Origin of the sequence: Hymenobacter plasmatis, from assembly GCF_020711255.1 — a bacterium.
In the GTDB taxonomy this organism is placed as follows: domain Bacteria; phylum Bacteroidota; class Bacteroidia; order Cytophagales; family Hymenobacteraceae; genus Hymenobacter.
Genome location: NZ_JAJFAW010000004.1, coordinates 59137 through 76666, shown reverse-complemented (window position 1 = coordinate 76666; position 17530 = coordinate 59137). Strand labels below are relative to the sequence as shown.

Below are 17530 nucleotides of genomic sequence, written 5' to 3'. Positions count from 1 at the left end.
AGCTAAAATTACCGCTTGCCCGTCTCACCAATTGGGGCCAAGGTCTGCTTAGCCAGTGCGTTTCGTTTGGCCATCTGGTACCGAAACCGGAACCAGGTGGCCACGAGCAGCAGCAGGGCGCAGCCTTCGCTCAGCACTTTTTCTGCATCAAAGAAATCTACCGGCCGGTCCTTCAGCAGCGGGTCCATCACCACGCCGTGCACCACGAACAGCAGGGCGGTGGCGTAGGAAATCAGGTGCACGTTTTTCCAGGCGCGAAACCCCATGCGCTTCCGGATGCCATCCTGCGAGGTGAGCACCACGAGCACCAAGGCGTAAAATGCCAGGGCACCCAAGGCCACAAAAAGCCGCTGGTTTGGAGCATGCAGGGGAAACAGCACGTCAACCAGCGTGAACTTTGACGTTTTATCGACCACCAGCAACAGCGGATGCACGACGGCCACGGCCAGGGCCACGTAAGCCGTCCAGTTGTGGACGTCGGCCACCGGAATGCGCTTCACGAAGGGCGGGGCTTTCTTCCAATACCACGACTTCCGGTAGGCCGTGCCGAGCATCATGCCCAGCAGAAAGTTGGCGGTGAGCACCACGGTGGCCACCAAGCCCGCCGCCGATGAAAGGTCCAATAGGGAAATATCCATGGGCAAAAAAGTGAGCCAATCGCGAATCAACGTTGTTAGACCGCGAAGTGCGCATAGCGCCGCTTCCGGCGCCACGCCCGCACGGCGCCAAACAGCCCAAGTAAGGCCAGCGGGGCGCCCAGGTTGAGCAGCTGCCAGCGGCGGCGCTGCTCGGCCAGCTTCACCTTATCCAGGGGCCGTAGGGTGATTTGCTTGCCGCGCACCGAGATGAGGCCGGTTTCGTCGAGCAGGTAGTCGGTGGCGTTCAGCACCAGCTCGCGGTTGGCAAATTCGGTGTTGGCCAGGCGGTCGAAGCCCAGGCGGTAGGGGTTGCCGGTTTTGGGGTCGATTTCTGAGCGGATGAAGTCGCCGTCGGAAATAACCAGCACTTTGCTGGGTTTCCCGTTGGGCGATTTTTCGGGCTGGAACTGCAGGGTGCCGGGCCGGGCGCGGTTGGCAAAGAGCGAGGGGAACTGGCCTTCGAGCAGGTAAGCCACCGGCTGGAAGCCTTTCTGGTACAGCTTGGGGTTGGGCTCCAGGCGGGCGTCGTTGAAGTTGATGGGCACGGGCGCGGGCAGCACGCGGGTGTAGCGCGAGGTGGTCATCAGCGGCGTTTTGCGGATGCCCACGGCCTTCACGGTATCCAGATTACCCGTGAATTTCAGATACACCGCATCGAGGTTGCGGGTGATGGGGTGCGGGCTGAACTTGTTGATGAGCGGGTAGAGCTGCCAGGGCATTGGCTCAATTTTGGGCTTATTGCCCTCCATGCCGGTCACGAGGGGAATCTGGCCGCAGTTGAGGTCGAGCAGCAGGTTCTGGTTCACGCGCAGGCCGTACTTGAAAAACAGGTCGTCGAGGTTGAGGTTGTAGGGCGTGGCCAGCGCCACGCCGTTGCGGCTCACGCTGTCGAGGTCTACGCTCAGGGCATCTACAAAGAACAGCGCCTTGCCGCCTTGGGTGATGAACTGGTCGAGCTTGAACTTGTCGTCTTCCGAATAGGGCGACTTGGGCTGGGCCACCACTACGGCATCGAGGGCGCGCAAGTCAGGCACTTTGCTAAGCGTGACGCGGTACACGTCGTACTGCTGCTGCCAGGTGCTGAGCATGTCGCCGGCCTGGGCGTTGCTGAGCTCGCCGTGGCCTTCAATTACCCCGATGCGTTTGCGCAGCCCGGGCACGAGCGCGCGGATGGTGCTGGCCAGCTCATACTCCAGCCCTTCAATGCTTTGATTGAGCCGCACGTCGGCCGCAGCGGCTTGGTTGCCGCGCAGCAGCAGCACGTTTTTGTCCTGGCCGCCCACGCTTACCACTGCCCAGGGGAAGATGATTTTCTCCACACGCTTGCCGTTTTCGGTGGCGCCGAGGTTGGTGGGCTTCAAGCCTTTTTTGATGAGAGAGGCGTAAAACTGGTTGCGGGCCGCCTCGGTGCTGGCGGCGCTGGGGTCGATGAAAATGTAGTTCAAATTGGCCCCGCCGTACACCTGGAACTCGGTCAGCGTTTCGCGCACGCCCTGCTCCAGGCGGCGGAAGGCGGGTGGGAAATCGCCGGTAAGGTACACCGTGATGGTAACCGGCTGCTTGAGTTCGCGCAGCAGCGTTTTGGTGGCTGGCGACATCGTGTAGCGCTTCTCCTCCGTCATGTCGATGCGGAAGAAAAAGCGCTGCGCCACGAAGTTTATCAATAGCAGGAGGCCAAGAATGGCCGCGAAGTAAAGCAGGTCGCGCTGCTTGCGCGAGGCCGCTACAGGAGCCGCAAGCGGCGCATCATTCAACGTATTTTCCATTACCAGTTCCGGCTGCGTAAGGCCAGTCGCGTGGCCTGCAAAGCCACCGCTACCACGCTGAAGAAATAAACCAAGTCGCGCGAGTCAATCAGGCCCTTGCTCAAGTCGCGGTAGTGCGCCGCAATGCCCAGCTGGCTCACATAGTAGGCCGGGCCGCCTTCCAGCACCGACGCCAGCGAATCGAACCCGGAGTACACCAGGAAACAGCCCACCACCGCCACCAGAAACGCAATAATCTGGTCGCGCGTGAGGGCAGAGGCCAGAATGCCGATGGCCGCAAACACCGCCGCCAGCAGCGCCAGTCCCAGGTACGAGCCCACCGTGGCGGCCGAATCGATGTTGCCTTCCGGGTTGCCCAACTTGTAGACCGAGAAGTAATACAGTAGCGTCGGAATCAGGGCCAGCAAGGCCAGGAGAAAGCAGGCCAGGTACTTGCCGCCGATAATCTGTCCATCGGTGAGCGGGCGGGTGAGGAGCAGCTCAATGGTGCCGGCCTTTTTTTCCTCCGCAAACGTGCGCATGGTGATGGCCGGAATCAGAAACAGGAATATCCACGGGGCCAGATTGAATAGCGTTTGCAGGTCGGCGTAACCGTAGTCCAGCACGCTGCTGTCGGGAAAAACCCAGACGAACAGGCCGGTCGCAATCAGAAACACGCCCAGCACCACGTAGGCCACAGGGGAGTTCAGGAAGGCGTTGAATTCTTTTTGAAGGATTGTTAGCATAGGGTTCTTGTCACGCTGAGCTCGCGAAGCATCTTATCAGGCTAGCGCAGCATGGATTAGTATTTCTGACGTAAGCAGCGGCGATAAGATGCTTCCTGCGTCAGCATGACAGCAGATTATTTCGTCAATTCCCCAAACACCTCTTCCAGGCTCTGTTGCTCCTGCCGCAGGCCCAGCAATATCCAGCCTTCCTGCGCAGCCAGCCGCGACACGGCCGCGCGCGGGTCGGTGCCGGGAGCGGTGCGGAGCAGGATGGCTCCATCCGGCGCGGTTTCGACGTGGCGCACGCCCGGCAGCTTGGCCAGCAGGGCCGGGGCCACGGTGCCTTCAAACTCGGCGCGCACCACGGTTTCGCCGGCGGCGCGGGCGGCCAGCTCGGCCACGGGGCTGTCGGCCACCAGCTTGCCCCGGCTGATAATGAGCACGCGCGAGCACAGGGCCGTGACTTCGGGCAAAATGTGGGTGCTGAAAATGACGGTTTTGTCTTCGCCCACTTCCCGGATGAGCTGCCGGATTTCCAGAATCTGGTTGGGGTCGAGGCCGGTGGTTGGCTCGTCCAGAATCAGCACGTCCGGGTCGTGAATGAGGGCCTGGGCCAGCCCAACCCGCTGCCGGTAGCCCTTGCTGAGCGCGCCGATTTGCTTGTTCTGCTCGCGGCTCAGGCCCACGCGCCGCACCAGTTCGGCCACGCGCGTGCGCAAGCCGGAACCCCGCAGCCCGTGCACCGAACCGATGAATTCGAGGTACTCGTGCACGTACATGTCGAGGTAGAGCGGGTTGTGCTCGGGCAGGTAGCCCACGTGCCGGCGCACGGCCAGGCTTTCGGTGAGCACGTCGTGCCCGGCCACGCGCACCGTGCCGGAGGTAGGAGGAAGGTAGCCGGTGGCAATCTTCATCGTGGTGCTTTTGCCCGCGCCATTTGGCCCCAGGAAACCCACGATTTCGCCCTTGCCAGCCGTGAAGCTGATGTCGTCCACGGCGTTTTGGGTGCCGTAGGTTTTGGTCAGGTGTTCTATTTCTACCATGCTTTTTTATTGGTCACCGACTCTGCTCACCAGTAATAGAAAGGTGAGAATGCAGGCTGCCGCCGCTGCAAAGCTCATCAAAACACCTTTCCAGTTGGCCATAAAGGCTTTGAATTATTTAACCTGCGCCGGACGCAGCTGAATTTCGGAAATCATGGTCGTGTCCGGGGCTTCAATGGCGTGCACCATCGCCGCAGCAACGGATTCGGGCGTCATTTTATGCGGGTCGGGCGTGGCTCCGGGCTGGTTGCCGTTGAAATGGGTCTCTACCGAGCCCGGCATCACGCACGTGACGCGGATGCCGGCTGGCCGTACTTCCTTAAACAGCGCATCGGAAAAGCCGCGCACGGCAAATTTGGTGGCGCAGTAGCCCGACATTCCGGCGGTGCCCGCCGTGCCGGCCAGCGAGGCCACGTTCACGATGTGACCCTGGTGCTGGCGCTTCATCTGCGGGAGCACGGCACGGGTGCACAGAAAAACCCCGTGTACGTTGGTATCGAACATCGCTTTCCAGTCTTCGGATTTGAAGCCATCGACTTCGCCCATGATGCCCACGCCGGCGTTGTTTACCAGCACGTGAATTTCCGGGCCCAACTCCCGCATGGTATTGGTGAAGGCTTCGGCCACAGCTACTTCGTCGCGCACGTCGCATTCAAAAAACTGAAACTGGTCGTGCACCAGGCCTTCGGGGGCGGTGCGGCCCCAGCCCGCTACGGCGGCTCCGCGGGCCAGCAGGGCTTCCACGGTGGCCCGTCCTATTCCTTTGCTCGCGCCCGTGACGATGGCTACTTTGCCGGTGAGGTCCATTTATCTTTGAGAAAATTAAGAATGCAAATGCGCTATACGAATTTGCGGCCGCAAGTTAGCGGCACAAGGGGGTTTGGGAAGATGAAGCGGCTGGGGCGCGCGGGGCTGGGGGCGGCGCTGGCGGCGGGCCTGAGCACCTGCGGCCCCGGGCACGGCACCGACTGCCTGAAAAGCACGGGCACCGTCATCACCGAACGCCGCGAAGTAGCCCCCGACCTCGTAACCGTAACGGCCTACGACAACGTGGACCTGCGCCTGGTGCAGGACACCCAGACCTACGCCGAAGTGCGCACCGGCGAAAACCTGATGACGGACATTGAGTTCACGCGCAAAGGCAACAGCCTGGAAATAAATAACACCAGCAGCTGCAACTGGGCCCGCAGCTACGACACGCCCCGCGAAGTAACCCTGCACCTGCCCCGTATCACCAACGTGTTTCTGCGCGGGCAGGGCAACGTGAGCACCGTGGGCGAGTTTGTGAAGGACACCATCTTCTTCCATTTGGTAGGAGCCGGCGATTTCGACCTCACCCTGAAAGCCCGCCAGGTGTACCTCGACTTATACGAGCTGGGCGATGTAAACCTGCGCGGCAGCACCGACGGCTTCAATTTCACCCTCGGCGGCTCCGGGCGTTTGTTCGCCCACGACCTGGCCTCGCGCATCTGCTACTTCAACATGACGCGCGACAGCGACGGCGCGGCCCACGTCCGCGCTACCGAAGCGGTGGGCGGCACCGTGGCCGGCAATGGCACGTTTTACTACAGCGGCTCGCCGATTTATACCGATATCAAAGTGACTGGCAAGGGGGGACAGAAGCGCGAATAAGTTCGCTGGCCATTCCTACAAGTCGCCCAGCTGCGGCCGAATCAGCAGCTCTTCCACCACGGCGTGCGGCGAAAGCGAAAACGCCGAGAACACGGCTTCGGCCACGTCTTCGGCCTGGACAAACCGCTCGGTGGGCAGGTCCACGCCTTCCCAACTGGCGGTGAGGGTGGGACCCGGCAGCACCGCCGTCACGCGCACACCGCTGGGCTTTAGCTCTTCCCGCAGGTTTTTGGTAAAGCCGAGCAGGGCGTGCTTGGCAATGCCGTAGGAGCCGCCGTTGGGGTAGGCCGTGATGCTGGCGGTGGAGCAAATGGTGAAAATATGGCCCCGGCCTTGGGCGATGAGGCCCGGCAGCAGGGGCAGGGTCACGTCGTAGGCACTGAGCAGGTTCACGGCCAGCATCTGGCGCAGCTGCGAGCCATCGGCGGGCTCGTCCTGCAGGCGGCCGGGGATGAAGGCGCCGGCGTTGTTTATCAGTACTTCAATCGGCAGATTTAGCTCAAGTACGAAGGCAGCAAAGCGGGCGCAGTCTTCGGGCTGGCTCAAGTCGGCCGGCAAGGTGTGGAGCCGTGCGCCGGGAACATCGGCGGCCAACTCGGTTGTGAGGGTGGTTAAATCGGCGGCCGAACGGGCGCAGGTGGCCACTGGGTGCCCCGCGCGCAGGAAGCGCGACACTAAGGCGCGTCCGATACCTTTGCTGCCGCCGGTGACGACAATTAATTTTTCGCTCGTTTGCACTCTCTCTGCGTGATTTTACGTAAGGTGCGGCGTTGCGCAGGCACTCGACTGTAGCAACACGACCGCCCAAACTTCGGTTTTTATTCTCAACAATTCCCCAATGCTTAAAACTCTAGGCTCGTTCGTCCTTTTTCTGCGCGGCATGGTCACGCGCACGGAGCGCTTCAGCGTGCTCTGGACCCGGACCATCGACGAGGCCATTCTTATCGGTGTTGATTCGATTCTTATCGTCTCCATCGTATCGGCGTTCATCGGGGCGGTAACCTGCGTGCAGATTGCCTACAACCTTACCAATCCGCTGATTCCGCAGTCCACCATTGGCTACATGGTGCGCGAAATGACCATTCTGGAGTTGGCGCCCACCATCACCAGCATCGTGCTGGCGGGCAAGGTGGGCAGCAGCATCGCCGGTGGGCTGGGCACCATGCGCATCACCGAGCAGGTGTCGGCGCTCGAGGTTATGGGCATCAATTCTACGTCTTACCTGGTGCTGCCGCGCATTATTGCGGCGCTGCTCATGTTCCCGCTGCTGGTTATTCTGGCCATGGGGCTCTCCATTCTTGGCGGCTATCTGGCGGGCACGCTCACCGGCGTCATGACGGCCCAGGACTACATCGAAGGCATTCGCACCGATTTTATTCCCTACAACATCGTATTTGCCTTGATTAAAGCCGTGGTGTTTGCCTTCCTCGTGTCGGGCATTTCGTCTTTCAAAGGGTACTACACCACCGGCGGGGCCCTGGAAGTAGGCGCGGCCAGCACCGGGGCTGTTACCAACTCCATCATCGCCATTCTGGTCGCCGACTTCGCCCTGGCTGCTTTGCTGCTCTGAGAAACAACGAGCGGGAAAAGCAAGCGCAAGGTATTTTATGCTTATCCGCGTCTTGGTACTCGATGCCAGTGCTGACCTTTCGCTGCCCGCCTCCAGCTCCCAATAATTGATTTTTAGCTTCTCATCCGATGATTGAAGTATCCAATATTGAAAAATCGTTCGACGGCACGCCCGTGCTGAAAGGCATTTCGTGCGTGTTCGAAACCGGCAAGTGCAACCTGCTGCTCGGCGGCTCGGGCACGGGCAAAAGTGTGCTGCTGCAGTGCATTGTGGGCCTGATGAAGCCCGACATTGGCTCCATTACCTTCGACGGCACGGTGTACACCAACAGCAAGATTGACATCCGCCAGGAAATCCGGCGCAAAATCGGCATGCTGTTCCAGGGCTCGGCCCTGTTCGACTCGATGACGGTGGCCCAGAACGTGGAATTCCCGCTGCAGATGCTCACCCCCGAAATGACGCCCGAAGAGCGCCGCGAACGGGTAGAGTTTTGCCTGAAGCGCGTGGGGCTGGAACAAGCCGGCGATAAGATGCCCGCCGAGATTTCGGGGGGTATGAAGAAGCGCGTGGGCATTGCCCGCGCCATTGCTCCGCACTGCACCTACTTGTTTTGCGACGAGCCCAACTCCGGCCTGGACCCGGCTACTAGCATCAAAATCGACGAATTGATCCGCGAAATCACCCACGAGTACGGCATCACCACCGTCATCGTGACCCACGATATGAACTCCGTGATTGAGATTGGCGAGCACATCATTTTCCTACACCAGGGCAAAAAGCTGTGGGACGGCACCAAAGAAGAAGTGTTGAACGCCGAAGTACCCGAGCTGCAAGAGTTTATCTTCAGCAGCGCCCTGGTGCGCGCCGCCAAAAAAGTAGACGACGAATCCGTCGGTGGCCTGGCCGCCCTCACCGAATCCGTGAACCACGGCGGCGGCATCTAGCCCAACTTACTCCGAACTGAAATGGCCCGCCCGGCATTGCCGGGCGGGCCATTTGCTTATTGCTGCAAGGCCTTAAGGTGGGCCAGGTGGTGCTGCCCGTGCCAGGCGTAAAGGGCCAGGGCTTGGTCGAGGGTAAAATCGCGCTTGGTGCCCGGGTGGTAGAACGTGCGCTGCCATTGTTCGTCGCTGAGGTGATGCAGCAGCGTGACCCAGCGCGTGTGCAGGGCCTCCAGCAGCGTTAGGGACACCGTGATGGGCGTGGCAGCTACGTCGGGCAGCTCGGCCCAGGCTTGCTCGTCGTAGGGGCACACGGTGGGGTTCTGCTCCGTGAGGGCCAGCCGGAAGCGGCAGTAGCTGTTCAGGTGCGAGTCGGCAAGGTGGTGGATTACCTGCCGGCCGTTCCATCCGCCGGGGCGGTAGGGGCGCTCCAGGCCCACGCCGCCCACCGCCCGGGCCACGGCCGTGAGTTGAGCTGGCAAGTCCGCAAGCTGCTGAATGAGGGCCGTGCGCTCGGCAGGAGTGAGGGCGCCTTCCGGCAGTTGGGCCTGCCCGATGGGGTAGCTGAGGTTCACCATTTTTTAATTAAGAATTAGCAATAAAGAATTGGGGAGAAAGGAATAAAGCAGCCGGCTGGCTCAAAAAAATGAGGAACCGGAAGCAAACTCCCAATTCCTCATTCTTAATTCCTCATCAAGCGCAGCGTTACCCGTTGCGCTTGTTCAATTCGTCGCGGATTTTGGCGGCTTTTTCGTAATCCTCTTTTTCGAGGGCCTGGGCCAGCATTTTGGTTAGCTCGTCCAGCGATACTTGGCCGCTGGGTTCGCGGGCTTCCGGCTGGGCCCGGCTGGGGCGGGGCGCGTCGGTGTCGTTATCCTCGTCTTCGTCTTCATCCTCCTCTTCTTCGGCTTCGCTTTCGGCTTCGTCGAGGTCCGAAAGGATGATGCCGGCTTCGCTGAGCACGCTTTCAACGGTGAAAATGGGCACTCCGAAGCGCAGGCCAATGGCAATAGCATCGGAAGGACGGGCGTCGATGTCGAACGTGGTGGCGCCATCGGAGCACACGATGCGCGAATAGAACACGCCCTCTTTCAAATCAGAAATCACCACTTCCAGAATCACCACGTGCACGTGCTCGGCAAACGATTTGAACAGGTCGTGGGTAAGCGGACGGTTGGGGCTGATTTTCTCGATTTGGATGGCAATGCTTTGCGCCTCGAACATGCCGATGATGATGGGCAGGCGGCGGTTGCCACCTTTCTCGCCCAAAATCAGCGCAAAGGAGCCAGACTGCGACTGGCTGGACGAAAGGCCCAGGATTTCAAGCTGGATTTTTTTCAAGGGACTGGGGAACTGTGGGTCTTGGGACTTAGGAGGAGGGCGGCGCGCCTGAAGCAGCTTGGGCAGGGATGTAGGTGCAAACTAAAGAAAAGTCCGGCTATCCACCGCAGAATTGAGCCCAGGCCCGCCGCATGATAAAAGATTTGGGGACTTAAGCAGCCGTTTTCTTACGAAAACAAAGTGCCTAAGTCCCCAATTCCAGAAAAAAATATTAGCCCAATTCTTTTACCGCAGCAGTCAGCTTGGGCAGTACGTCGAATACGTCGCCCACGATGCCGTAGTCGGCAGCCTTGAAGAACGGCGCCTCCGGGTCTTTGTTGATGACCACAATCACCTTGCTGCTGTTCACGCCGGCCAGGTGCTGGATGGCCCCCGAAATGCCGCAGGCAATGTACAAGTTTGGCGATACGGTGATGCCGGTTTGGCCCACGTGTTCGTGGTGAGGGCGCCAGTCCACGTCCGAAACGGGCTTGGAGCAGGCCGTGGCCGCGTGCAGCGCCTTGGCCAGGTCCTCAATGAGGTGCCAGTTCTCGGGGCCTTTCATGCCGCGGCCACCGGATACCACACGGTCTGCCTCGGGCAGCAGAATGCCGCCGGCCTGGTCCTGCATCACCACTTGGGTGGGGGCATCGGCAAAGTCCGCATCGGTGAGTTGAGCTGTGAAGCTCTGCACTTCGGCGGTTTTGCCGGCTTCGTGCTTGGCTTCGGTCGAGTTTTTCTTAACGGCGATGATTTTGCGCTCGCCGCTCAGTACCACGTCCGAAAACGCCTTGCCGGAGAAGGCCCCGCGGCGCACCACAAACTGGCCGTTATCGGTTTTGGGCAGCTCCACGGCGTTCGTCGCCAGGCTGGCCTTGAGCCGCACCGACAGGCGCGAACCCACCGCCGCGCCAATGTTGGAGTTGGCCAGGATAATCACCTTGGCCTGCTCTTGCTCGGCCGCGGTGGCAATGAGCTTGGTATAAGCGTTGTTTACAAAATCCTTGAGGCGCGGCTCGGCATCGTAGAGCACCTTGGTGATGCCCTGCTCGCCGAGCTTGGCCAGGTTGGCCTCGGTGGCTTCGCCCACGGCAATGGCCGTGGCGGTGGTGCCCAGCATGGCCGCCACTTCGGCGCCGTAAGTAGCGACTTCAAGCGAAGATTTTTTTACTTCGCCGTCGGCGCATTCAACTACAACTAGTACTGACATAATTTTTCTTGTTTGTCATCCTGAGCGGAGCGAAGGACCTTGTCCCGTCCGCGCCGCAATGAATTAGTGATTCTGACGAGCGCAACCGTGATAAGATGCTTCCAGCGTCAGCATGACAGATGATTATTAGATAACCTTGGCTTCGTTGCGCAGCAGCTTGATGAGCTCGCCGGCGTTTTCGGCGGGGATGAGCTTCACGCCCTGCTTTTTGGGTGGCAGCGCAAACTCGGCCACGGTGGTGCGAGCGGGTTCGCCCACGGCGGGCACCACTTTCAGGGGCTTGGTGCGGGCCGTCATGATGCCACGCATGTTGGGGATGCGGGGCTCGCACATGGGCTGCTGGCAGGAGGCCACGAAGGGCGTGTTCACGGTCACAATCTCCTTGCCGCCTTCGATTTCGCGCTCCAGCGTGGCGGTGTTGCCGTTCATGTCGAGCTTCATGGCCGGGGCCACGGTCGGGATGCCGAGCATTTCGCCCACCATGCCGTGCACCTGGAAGCCGTTGTAGTCGATGCTTTCCTTACCCATCAAAATCACGTCGTAGCCACCTTCTTTGGCCACGGTCGCAATCTGCTCGGCTACAAAAAAGGCGTCCTGCGGCGCGGCGTTGACGCGGATGGCGTCGTCGGCGCCAATGGCCAGGGCCTTGCGGATGTTGGGCTCGGTATCGGCTTCGCCTACATTGAGAACGGTGACCGTGCCGCTGCCGGCAGCCTCTTTCAGCTCAATGGCGCGGGTGAGGGCGTATTCATCCCAGGGGTTAATCACGAACTGCACACCAGCCTTGTTAAACTCCTTGTTATCGGGCGTGAAGGTGATTTTGGTGGTCGTGTCGGGCACGTTACTAATGCAAACGAGGAATTTCATGCAAGCGGGCTGAAACCAGAGAAAGGAGAAATCACGCGGAAAAACCGCAATTTTGGCGCAAAGATAACCTGAAACCGCCCCGAATGAACACGCCATCCACCCGTTTGCAGCAACTACTCGCCTTTTACCAAGACGACCCCACCGACGCCTTTACCATATATGCCCTGGCCACGGAATACCGGGCGCAGGAGCCGGAGCGGGCCTGGGGATTTTACCAAAAACTACTGTCCGAACATCCTGATTATGTGGGCACGTACTACCATGCCGGCAAGCTGCTCGAGCAATTTGATAAGAAGGACGAGGCCGAAAAAGTTTACCGCGATGGCCTGAAAGTAGCGCGCCAGGCCGGCCAGCAGCACGCCGCCAGCGAGCTGCTGCAAGCCCTCAACAAGTGCCTGGGACTGGACTACGAAGATGATTAAGCAATCGATGGCTTCACTGCTTGATTATTATAGTAAAGCCATTGGTAGATAGTGTTATGCTTAATTTATAAATCGGAAAAGTATAAGGTAAAATGGTTATTTTAGTACGCACTCCTGGCCTCTGAGGGCCGGTTAAGCGTCACCATTTTTCCCATTTCCGATGAATAATTTACTTGACTCCATCAAGGCGTTGATTACGCCCGACCTGGTCAGTGGACTGGCGGGCCGCCTGGGCGAAAACCAGGGCGGGGTGAGCAAAGGGCTGTCGGCCGCCCTGCCGCTGGTGCTGGCCGGGCTTATCCAGAAAGTCGGCGGCGGCGACGGGGCGCAGTCGGTCTTCAGTATGGCGCAGACGGCCTATCAGCAGCACGGCAGCAGCCTGGGGGCGCCCACGGGCCTGCTGGGGATGCTGAGTGGCAGCAACGCCGGCAGCCCGCAAGCGGGAAACATGCTGACCTCGATTTTTGGGGGGCAGGCCTCCAACCTGGCCACTCCGCTCAGTAGCCACGCGGGCATCAGTTCGGGTTCGGCCAGCTCGCTGCTGAGCTTGGCGGGCATGGCGGTGCCAGCGCTGCTAGGTCGCCACATCAAGCAAAACAACCTGAACGCCAGCAGTATGGGTTCTATGCTTATTGGGCTGAAGGACCAGGTAATGGCCATGCTGCCCAGTGGCATGGGTGCTTTGCTGGGTGGCCTGGGCGCGGCCGCCAGCCGCATGGGCGGTGCGGCGGCTGGTGCCGGGGGGAATCTGGGCTCGGCCATGACCAATCCGGCTGGAGAGCCGCGGCGCCAAATAACCCCGGCTCCCGGCGGGGGCGGCACGCGCTGGCCCCTCATTCTGGGGGCATTGGCAGTGCTGGCCCTGCTGTTCTTTTTCACGCGCAGCTGCAACAAAACCACTACCACCACGACGACCACGGAAACCACTCCCATGGTCGACACGACCAATGGGCTGCCGAAGCCTGTGGCCCCGGCCGTAAGCACTGGGCTCGATTCGGCCTCGGCAGCACTGAAAGCCGGTTGGGCTAAGCTGGGCGCCATGACGGCCATCAAGTTGCGGGATGGCAGCACCATCAACGCCCCCGCGAATGGGGTCGAGAGCAAGCTGGTGGCCTTTATTAATGACAAGTCGCGGCCCGTGGACAAAACCACGTGGTTCTCGCTCGACCGCCTGCTGTTTAAAACGGCCAGTGCGGAGCTGCTGCCCGACTCGCAGGAACAGCTCGACAACCTGGCGGCCATCCTCAAAGCGTACCCCGCCGTGAAGCTGAAGCTGGGCGGCTACACCGACTCGCGTGGGGATGCAGCCCTGAACCGCCGGCTGTCGGGTGAGCGCGCCAAAACGGTGCTAAACCGCCTCGTGGCCGCGGGCATTGCGGCCGACCGCCTCGCCTCGGAAGGCTACGGCCCCGAGCACCCGGTGGCCAGCAACAGCACGCCCGAAGGCCGCCAGCAAAACCGCCGCGTAGACGTGCGGGTAACGGCGAAATAGGAGTTTAGCTATTCTACTTAATAACAAAAGGCCCCGCCAGCATACGGCGGGGCCTTTTGGTGTTCAATCCAGTAATGGATTTTAGCTCAACTTAAGGTCTTTAATGCGGAAGTAGCTCAAGCCATTGCTACCGCTACTGTTCTCGAGACTTTGCCAGTGAACTTACTTAAGTGAAACTAATTGATTCTAACATTAAATAATGCATTGGAGTAGCGCTGGCCCATGTTGAGCGTGAATAATAACACGTTTGTCATATATTATAACTATGTTTATTTATTATTTACTTATTTCGCTAATGAAAGGCTGAATGACTTGGCTTTCAAATACCGTACTTTTCTAGCACAGCGATGACAGGTTTGCTCGACATCATCAAGGCTACTTTCTCCCGGGAGTTGGTAAGCCACATTGCCAGCCGGCTCGGCGAGGCTGAAAATGGTGTCAGCAAAGCATTAGGCGGCCTCGTGCCAGTGGTATTGGCCGGACTGATAAAAAAGGCAGGAGCGGGAGAAGCCCAACTGGTGTACGACTTGAGCCAAAATGCCAGCCGCACGGCCAGTGCCCACTGCAGCACCATGACCGGGTTGCTGGGCATCGTGGGCAGCGGTGACACCCTGGGCGGCGCCATGATACAGGGTGATTGCCTGTTAGCCAATTTGTTTGGCACAAATACCGGCACAATTGCCGATTCCGTCAGTGTGTATGCGGGCATTAAGCCCAGCTCGGCCAAGACCTTGCTGGGCACGGCAGGAGTGGTGGTGCCCGCCCTGCTGGGCCAGTACGCCAGCAGCTATAATCTCAAAGCAACAGGCACGGCTTGGCTGCTGGTGGGGCTGAAAGGACAGGTGCGCAGCTTGATGCCCGCCGGCCTCTACGGCCTCACAGGCGTGCTCCGGTTGGGCCGATTAGGAAATTGGGCTGCGCCAGTTGCCAGCGCCAAATTGTCGGCTTCGCGCGCCCGGCCAACTGCCGCGAGCAGCCTCAGAAGCCGGTGGTACCATTTGCTCGTGCCGTTTATTGGCTTTGTGCTGGTGCGGTATTGCTTGCTGGTGTGGGGCCTGCCGGCGGCGGACGTGGCCAGCCCCACGGGCGGCTCCCGAGCCAGCGCGGGTTCCTTCACAGCGGGTCGGGTTGCCGGTGATATTAGCGGTAGTGGCTTGCGGGGTTAGGCAGTAGGGAAGCCATTGGGCTGGTAAAAACCGCCATTGGCCGAGCAGATATAGTCATTGAGGGCGTGCGCAAAGGGTTCATTTTATCCTCATGCGGGCCCATCCACATTTGTGGGGAAATCAATGCTGTATATGTCCCGTTTTTCATTTCTGGTATTTCTTGGCTTTTGGGGAGCGGCGGTAGTGCCGGCGTTAGCCCAGGCGCCGGTTGCCCCCGCACCCGCCCCGACCGATACCGTGCGCCTCACGTTGCCCGACGCCGAGCAACGCTTTTTCCAGAACAACCTGGCCGTGCTGGCTCAGCAGTACAACGTGACGGTGGCCCAGGCCCAGGCCGTGCAGGCCCGCCTCATCGACAACCCCACGGTGACGCTGGAGCAAAACGCCATTAATAAAAACATCAACCGCGACCATTTCGATGGCCGCATGCCCGGCGAGGTGGTGCTGCAGGTGCAGCAGCTGTTCTCCATTGCCGGTCGGCGCAAGGCCGCGGGCGCCGTAGCCCAGCAAACCGCCCTGGTGGAGCAGTTCAACCTGCAGGACCTGCTGCGTACCCTGCGCTACCAGCTCCGCACCACGTACTACGACCTGTTCTTTAAGCAGCAGACGCTGAAGGTGTACAACACGGAAATCGGCTCACTGAGCCGCACCGTGAGCCTGTACCAAACGCAGTACGAAAAGGGCAACGTGGCCCTAAAGGAGGTGATACGCCTCCGCGCCTTCCTTTTCGCGCTGGAAAGCGAGCGGCAAGCGCTGCTCAACGATGCCGCCGCCGAGCAAACCGACCTGCACGTGCTGCTGCGCGACCCGGCCGGGAGCCAGTACGTGCCCCAGGTGAGCCTGGCCCGCACCCGGGACCTGAATCTAAACGGCTACACCGAGCAGCAGCTGGTAGATACCGCCCAGGTGCTGCGCACCGACCTCAATGCCCGCCGCGCCGCCCTGGAGCAGCAAAACCTGAACCTGCGCCTGCAACAGAAGCTGGCCACGCCCGACCTGGCCGTGGGCTATACCTACGACAAAGCCGGCTCCTACATCAATAACTACCACGCCGTGACGCTGGGCATGGCCGTGCCGATTTTCAACCGCAACCAGGGCAACATCCAGGCGGCCAAAGCCCAGGTGGCCGGGGGCAAGCTGCAGGTTGACCAGCAGCAGCTTGTAGTACAAAGCGAAGTGCACCAGGCCTATCAGCTCGCGGCCCGCAACGACGAGCTGTTTCAAAGCACCGACCGCGACACGGCGCCCTTTGCGCGCCTGATGACCGGCATTGAGCAGAGCTACGCCAAGCGCGTGCTGAGCGTGGTGGAGTACCTCGACTTCTACGAGTCCTACAAGAACAACCTCGTGCAGCTCAATACCCTGCGCGCCAACCGCGTGCGGGCGTTCGAACAGCTCAATTTCGCTGTGGGCAAGCCGGTATTCCGGGCGGAGTAGCAGATAAACCCCATTTATAAACGGGCTGCAAAGCGCCGCCAAAGCCTCCTGCGTGGGGCAATCAATCCATCATCCGCAACGGGGCGAGCGCGCTGCTTTGACCAACGCCGCCCGACGTTTTTATAGTAACCAACGGTAATGAATCGCATTTTTCTCCCATTGCTGGCCGCTGTGGCTTTGGCCAGCTGCACTAAGCCAGAAGCCAAAGAAGAGCAGAAGCCGGCCTTCCGGCTTTCCGATACCATGATGCACCAGATTGTGCTGGATACAGTGCGCGAGCGGCCGGTGCAGGACGAGCTGGTGCTGACCGGCGAAATCATGTCGGACGGCGACAAGACGGTGAAAGTGTACCCATTGGTGGGGGGCGTGGTGGAAAAACTGAACGTGCAGCTGGGCGACAAGGTGACCAAGGGCCAGGTGCTGGCGGTTATCAAATCGAGCGAGATTGCCGACGTACAGAACCAGACCACGGCGGCCACTTCAGACCTCAACATTGCCAAGAAAAACCTGGCCGTGGCCGAGGATATGTTCAAGGCCGGGCTCAACTCGGAGCGCGACGTGGTGCTGGCCCGGGCCGAGGTGACGAAAGCCCGCGGCACAGTGGGCAAGAACATTAAGCAGCTGAGTGTGTACGGCATCGGCAAAGACGGCGTGTACGAACTGCGGGCACCCATCTCGGGCTTTATCACCGAAAAAAATGCCAGCGAGCACGAGCAGTTCAACCACGACAACGTGCAGCACCTGTTCACGGTGAGCAACCTCGACGACGTCTGGATTATGGCCAACGTATTCGAGTCGGACATCTCGAAGGTGAAAGTGGGCTACTCCGCCGACGTGACCACGCTCTCGTACCCCGACAAGCACTTCCGCGGCAAGATTGACAAGGTCTTCAACGTGCTGGACCCAGAGAGCAAAGTGATGAAGGTGCGCGTGCGCCTCGAAAACCCCGGCTACCTGCTCAAGCCCGAGATGTATGCCCAGGTGCGGGTAGAGAACACGGAAGGCGCTAAGGCCCTGGCCGTGCCCGCCAAGGCCGTGGTGTTTGACAAGGACCGGAACTTCGTGATGGTTTACAAGGACCGCTCTCACGTGGAAACCCGCCCCGTGACCATTAGCAAAACCGTGGGCGACTACAGCTACGTGGCCTCGGGCGTGAAGCCCGGCGACGTGGTGATTGCCAAAGACCAACTGCTCGTGTACGACGAGCTAAACGACTAGCTCTTTCTGTCATGCTGACGAACCGAAGGTCGGCCTCAGCCAAGGAAGCATCTTATCACGGCTGCTTTCGCCAGAATTACTAACCCGTGCTGCGCGGAGGT

General features: G+C 60.1%; 18 protein-coding genes. 8 read left to right on the top strand and 10 right to left on the bottom strand.

The features are described 5' to 3' along the window. Positions 1 to 8: 8 nt before the first annotated feature. The 5 genes from LJ738_RS03950 to LJ738_RS03930 form a co-directional block, all read right to left on the bottom strand. On the bottom strand, positions 9 to 638 hold the full coding sequence (locus LJ738_RS03950) for a ferric reductase-like transmembrane domain-containing protein (RefSeq protein WP_227785015.1): 630 nt from the start codon (positions 636 to 638) through the stop codon (positions 9 to 11). Positions 639 to 673: 35 nt separating this feature from the next. Then, positions 674 to 2404 carry a gliding motility-associated ABC transporter substrate-binding protein GldG gene (gldG, locus tag LJ738_RS03945; protein WP_227785014.1) on the bottom strand — a complete coding sequence of 577 codons (1731 nt, stop codon included), beginning with the start codon at positions 2402 to 2404 and terminating at the stop codon, positions 674 to 676. Continuing rightward, positions 2404 to 3129 carry a gliding motility-associated ABC transporter permease subunit GldF gene (gene gldF, locus LJ738_RS03940; protein ID WP_227785013.1) on the bottom strand — a complete coding sequence of 242 codons (726 nt, stop codon included), beginning with the start codon at positions 3127 to 3129 and terminating at the stop codon, positions 2404 to 2406. The genes gldG and gldF overlap by 1 nt, the downstream gene beginning before the upstream one ends. Positions 3130 to 3245: 116 nt before the next feature. Beyond that, a complete protein-coding gene (gene gldA / locus LJ738_RS03935; protein WP_227785012.1) occupies positions 3246 to 4154 on the bottom strand; it encodes a gliding motility-associated ABC transporter ATP-binding subunit GldA in 909 nt (302 codons plus the stop codon). Positions 4155 to 4268: 114 nt separating this feature from the next. Then, positions 4269 to 4961 carry an SDR family oxidoreductase gene (locus tag LJ738_RS03930; protein ID WP_227785011.1) on the bottom strand — a complete coding sequence of 231 codons (693 nt, stop codon included), beginning with the start codon at positions 4959 to 4961 and terminating at the stop codon, positions 4269 to 4271. Positions 4962 to 4988: 27 nt separating this feature from the next. Between LJ738_RS03930 and LJ738_RS03925 the strand changes: the two genes are divergently transcribed. Next, positions 4989 to 5786, top strand: a complete 798-nt coding sequence (locus tag LJ738_RS03925) for a GIN domain-containing protein (protein ID WP_227785010.1) — start codon at positions 4989 to 4991, stop codon at positions 5784 to 5786. Positions 5787 to 5801: 15 nt separating this feature from the next. On the opposite strand, the gene LJ738_RS03920 is transcribed toward LJ738_RS03925, so the two are convergent. Beyond that, positions 5802 to 6524, bottom strand: coding sequence for an SDR family oxidoreductase (locus LJ738_RS03920; RefSeq protein WP_227785009.1), 723 nt, complete (start codon positions 6522 to 6524; stop codon positions 5802 to 5804). Positions 6525 to 6624: 100 nt separating this feature from the next. Between LJ738_RS03920 and LJ738_RS03915 the strand changes: the two genes are divergently transcribed. Together LJ738_RS03915 and LJ738_RS03910 are read left to right on the top strand one after the other, a co-directional pair. After that, the gene (locus LJ738_RS03915; protein ID WP_227785008.1) at positions 6625 to 7356 is read left to right on the top strand and encodes an MlaE family ABC transporter permease; all 732 of its coding nucleotides are present in this window, start codon (positions 6625 to 6627) and stop codon (positions 7354 to 7356) included. A 128-nt stretch (positions 7357 to 7484) separates the two neighbouring features. Next, complete coding sequence (locus tag LJ738_RS03910; protein WP_227785007.1) at positions 7485 to 8300, top strand: ABC transporter ATP-binding protein; 816 nt, start codon at positions 7485 to 7487, stop codon at positions 8298 to 8300. Positions 8301 to 8356: 56 nt separating this feature from the next. On the opposite strand, the gene LJ738_RS03905 is transcribed toward LJ738_RS03910, so the two are convergent. The 4 genes from LJ738_RS03905 to LJ738_RS03890 all read right to left on the bottom strand — a co-directional run bounded on the left by LJ738_RS03905 (position 8357) and on the right by LJ738_RS03890 (position 11694). Further along, on the bottom strand, positions 8357 to 8875 hold the full coding sequence (locus tag LJ738_RS03905; RefSeq protein ID WP_227785006.1) for a YfiT family bacillithiol transferase: 519 nt from the start codon (positions 8873 to 8875) through the stop codon (positions 8357 to 8359). A gap of 127 nt (positions 8876 to 9002) precedes the next feature. Next, the gene (locus LJ738_RS03900; RefSeq protein WP_227785005.1) at positions 9003 to 9638 is read right to left on the bottom strand and encodes a bifunctional nuclease family protein; all 636 of its coding nucleotides are present in this window, start codon (positions 9636 to 9638) and stop codon (positions 9003 to 9005) included. A gap of 211 nt (positions 9639 to 9849) precedes the next feature. Beyond that, positions 9850 to 10827 carry an electron transfer flavoprotein subunit alpha/FixB family protein gene (locus tag LJ738_RS03895; RefSeq protein ID WP_227785004.1) on the bottom strand — a complete coding sequence of 326 codons (978 nt, stop codon included), beginning with the start codon at positions 10825 to 10827 and terminating at the stop codon, positions 9850 to 9852. Positions 10828 to 10953: 126 nt separating this feature from the next. Beyond that, complete coding sequence (locus LJ738_RS03890) at positions 10954 to 11694, bottom strand: electron transfer flavoprotein subunit beta/FixA family protein (protein WP_227785003.1); 741 nt, start codon at positions 11692 to 11694, stop codon at positions 10954 to 10956. 83 nt (positions 11695 to 11777) lie between these two features. On the opposite strand from LJ738_RS03890, the gene LJ738_RS03885 reads away from it, so the two are divergent. The 5 genes from LJ738_RS03885 (at position 11778) to LJ738_RS03865 (ending at position 17429) form a co-directional block, all read left to right on the top strand. Then, the gene (locus LJ738_RS03885; RefSeq protein ID WP_227785002.1) at positions 11778 to 12116 is read left to right on the top strand and encodes a tetratricopeptide repeat protein; all 339 of its coding nucleotides are present in this window, start codon (positions 11778 to 11780) and stop codon (positions 12114 to 12116) included. A gap of 160 nt (positions 12117 to 12276) precedes the next feature. Then, on the top strand, positions 12277 to 13608 hold the full coding sequence (locus tag LJ738_RS03880) for an OmpA family protein (protein WP_227785001.1): 1332 nt from the start codon (positions 12277 to 12279) through the stop codon (positions 13606 to 13608). 347 nt (positions 13609 to 13955) lie between these two features. Next, complete coding sequence (locus tag LJ738_RS03875; RefSeq protein WP_227785000.1) at positions 13956 to 14774, top strand: DUF937 domain-containing protein; 819 nt, start codon at positions 13956 to 13958, stop codon at positions 14772 to 14774. A 132-nt stretch (positions 14775 to 14906) separates the two neighbouring features. Further along, positions 14907 to 16211, top strand: coding sequence for a TolC family protein (locus LJ738_RS03870; RefSeq protein ID WP_227784999.1), 1305 nt, complete (start codon positions 14907 to 14909; stop codon positions 16209 to 16211). A 138-nt stretch (positions 16212 to 16349) separates the two neighbouring features. Next, the gene (locus LJ738_RS03865; protein WP_227784998.1) at positions 16350 to 17429 is read left to right on the top strand and encodes an efflux RND transporter periplasmic adaptor subunit; all 1080 of its coding nucleotides are present in this window, start codon (positions 16350 to 16352) and stop codon (positions 17427 to 17429) included. Positions 17430 to 17530 lie beyond the last annotated feature (101 nt).

Bases quoted from the DNA above. Each gene is read 5' to 3' on its own strand.
- LJ738_RS03930 (WP_227785011.1), bottom strand. From the start codon at position 4,961: ATGGACCTCACCGGCAAAGTAGCCATCGTCACGGGCGCGAGCAAAGGA.
- LJ738_RS03950 (WP_227785015.1), bottom strand. From the start codon at position 638: ATGGATATTTCCCTATTGGACCTTTCATCGGCGGCGGGCTTGGTGGCC.
- LJ738_RS03905 (WP_227785006.1), bottom strand. From the start codon at position 8,875: ATGGTGAACCTCAGCTACCCCATCGGGCAGGCCCAACTGCCGGAAGGC.
- LJ738_RS03925 (WP_227785010.1), top strand. From the start codon at position 4,989: ATGCGCTATACGAATTTGCGGCCGCAAGTTAGCGGCACAAGGGGGTTT.
- LJ738_RS03915 (WP_227785008.1), top strand. From the start codon at position 6,625: ATGCTTAAAACTCTAGGCTCGTTCGTCCTTTTTCTGCGCGGCATGGTC.
- gldF (WP_227785013.1), bottom strand. From the start codon at position 3,129: ATGCTAACAATCCTTCAAAAAGAATTCAACGCCTTCCTGAACTCCCCT.
- gldG (WP_227785014.1), bottom strand. From the start codon at position 2,404: ATGGAAAATACGTTGAATGATGCGCCGCTTGCGGCTCCTGTAGCGGCC.
- LJ738_RS03880 (WP_227785001.1), top strand. From the start codon at position 12,277: ATGAATAATTTACTTGACTCCATCAAGGCGTTGATTACGCCCGACCTG.
- LJ738_RS03885 (WP_227785002.1), top strand. From the start codon at position 11,778: ATGAACACGCCATCCACCCGTTTGCAGCAACTACTCGCCTTTTACCAA.
- LJ738_RS03890 (WP_227785003.1), bottom strand. From the start codon at position 11,694: ATGAAATTCCTCGTTTGCATTAGTAACGTGCCCGACACGACCACCAAA.
- LJ738_RS03875 (WP_227785000.1), top strand. From the start codon at position 13,956: ATGACAGGTTTGCTCGACATCATCAAGGCTACTTTCTCCCGGGAGTTG.
- LJ738_RS03895 (WP_227785004.1), bottom strand. From the start codon at position 10,827: ATGTCAGTACTAGTTGTAGTTGAATGCGCCGACGGCGAAGTAAAAAAA.
- LJ738_RS03910 (WP_227785007.1), top strand. From the start codon at position 7,485: ATGATTGAAGTATCCAATATTGAAAAATCGTTCGACGGCACGCCCGTG.
- gldA (WP_227785012.1), bottom strand. From the start codon at position 4,154: ATGGTAGAAATAGAACACCTGACCAAAACCTACGGCACCCAAAACGCC.
- LJ738_RS03865 (WP_227784998.1), top strand. From the start codon at position 16,350: ATGAATCGCATTTTTCTCCCATTGCTGGCCGCTGTGGCTTTGGCCAGC.
- LJ738_RS03870 (WP_227784999.1), top strand. From the start codon at position 14,907: ATGTCCCGTTTTTCATTTCTGGTATTTCTTGGCTTTTGGGGAGCGGCG.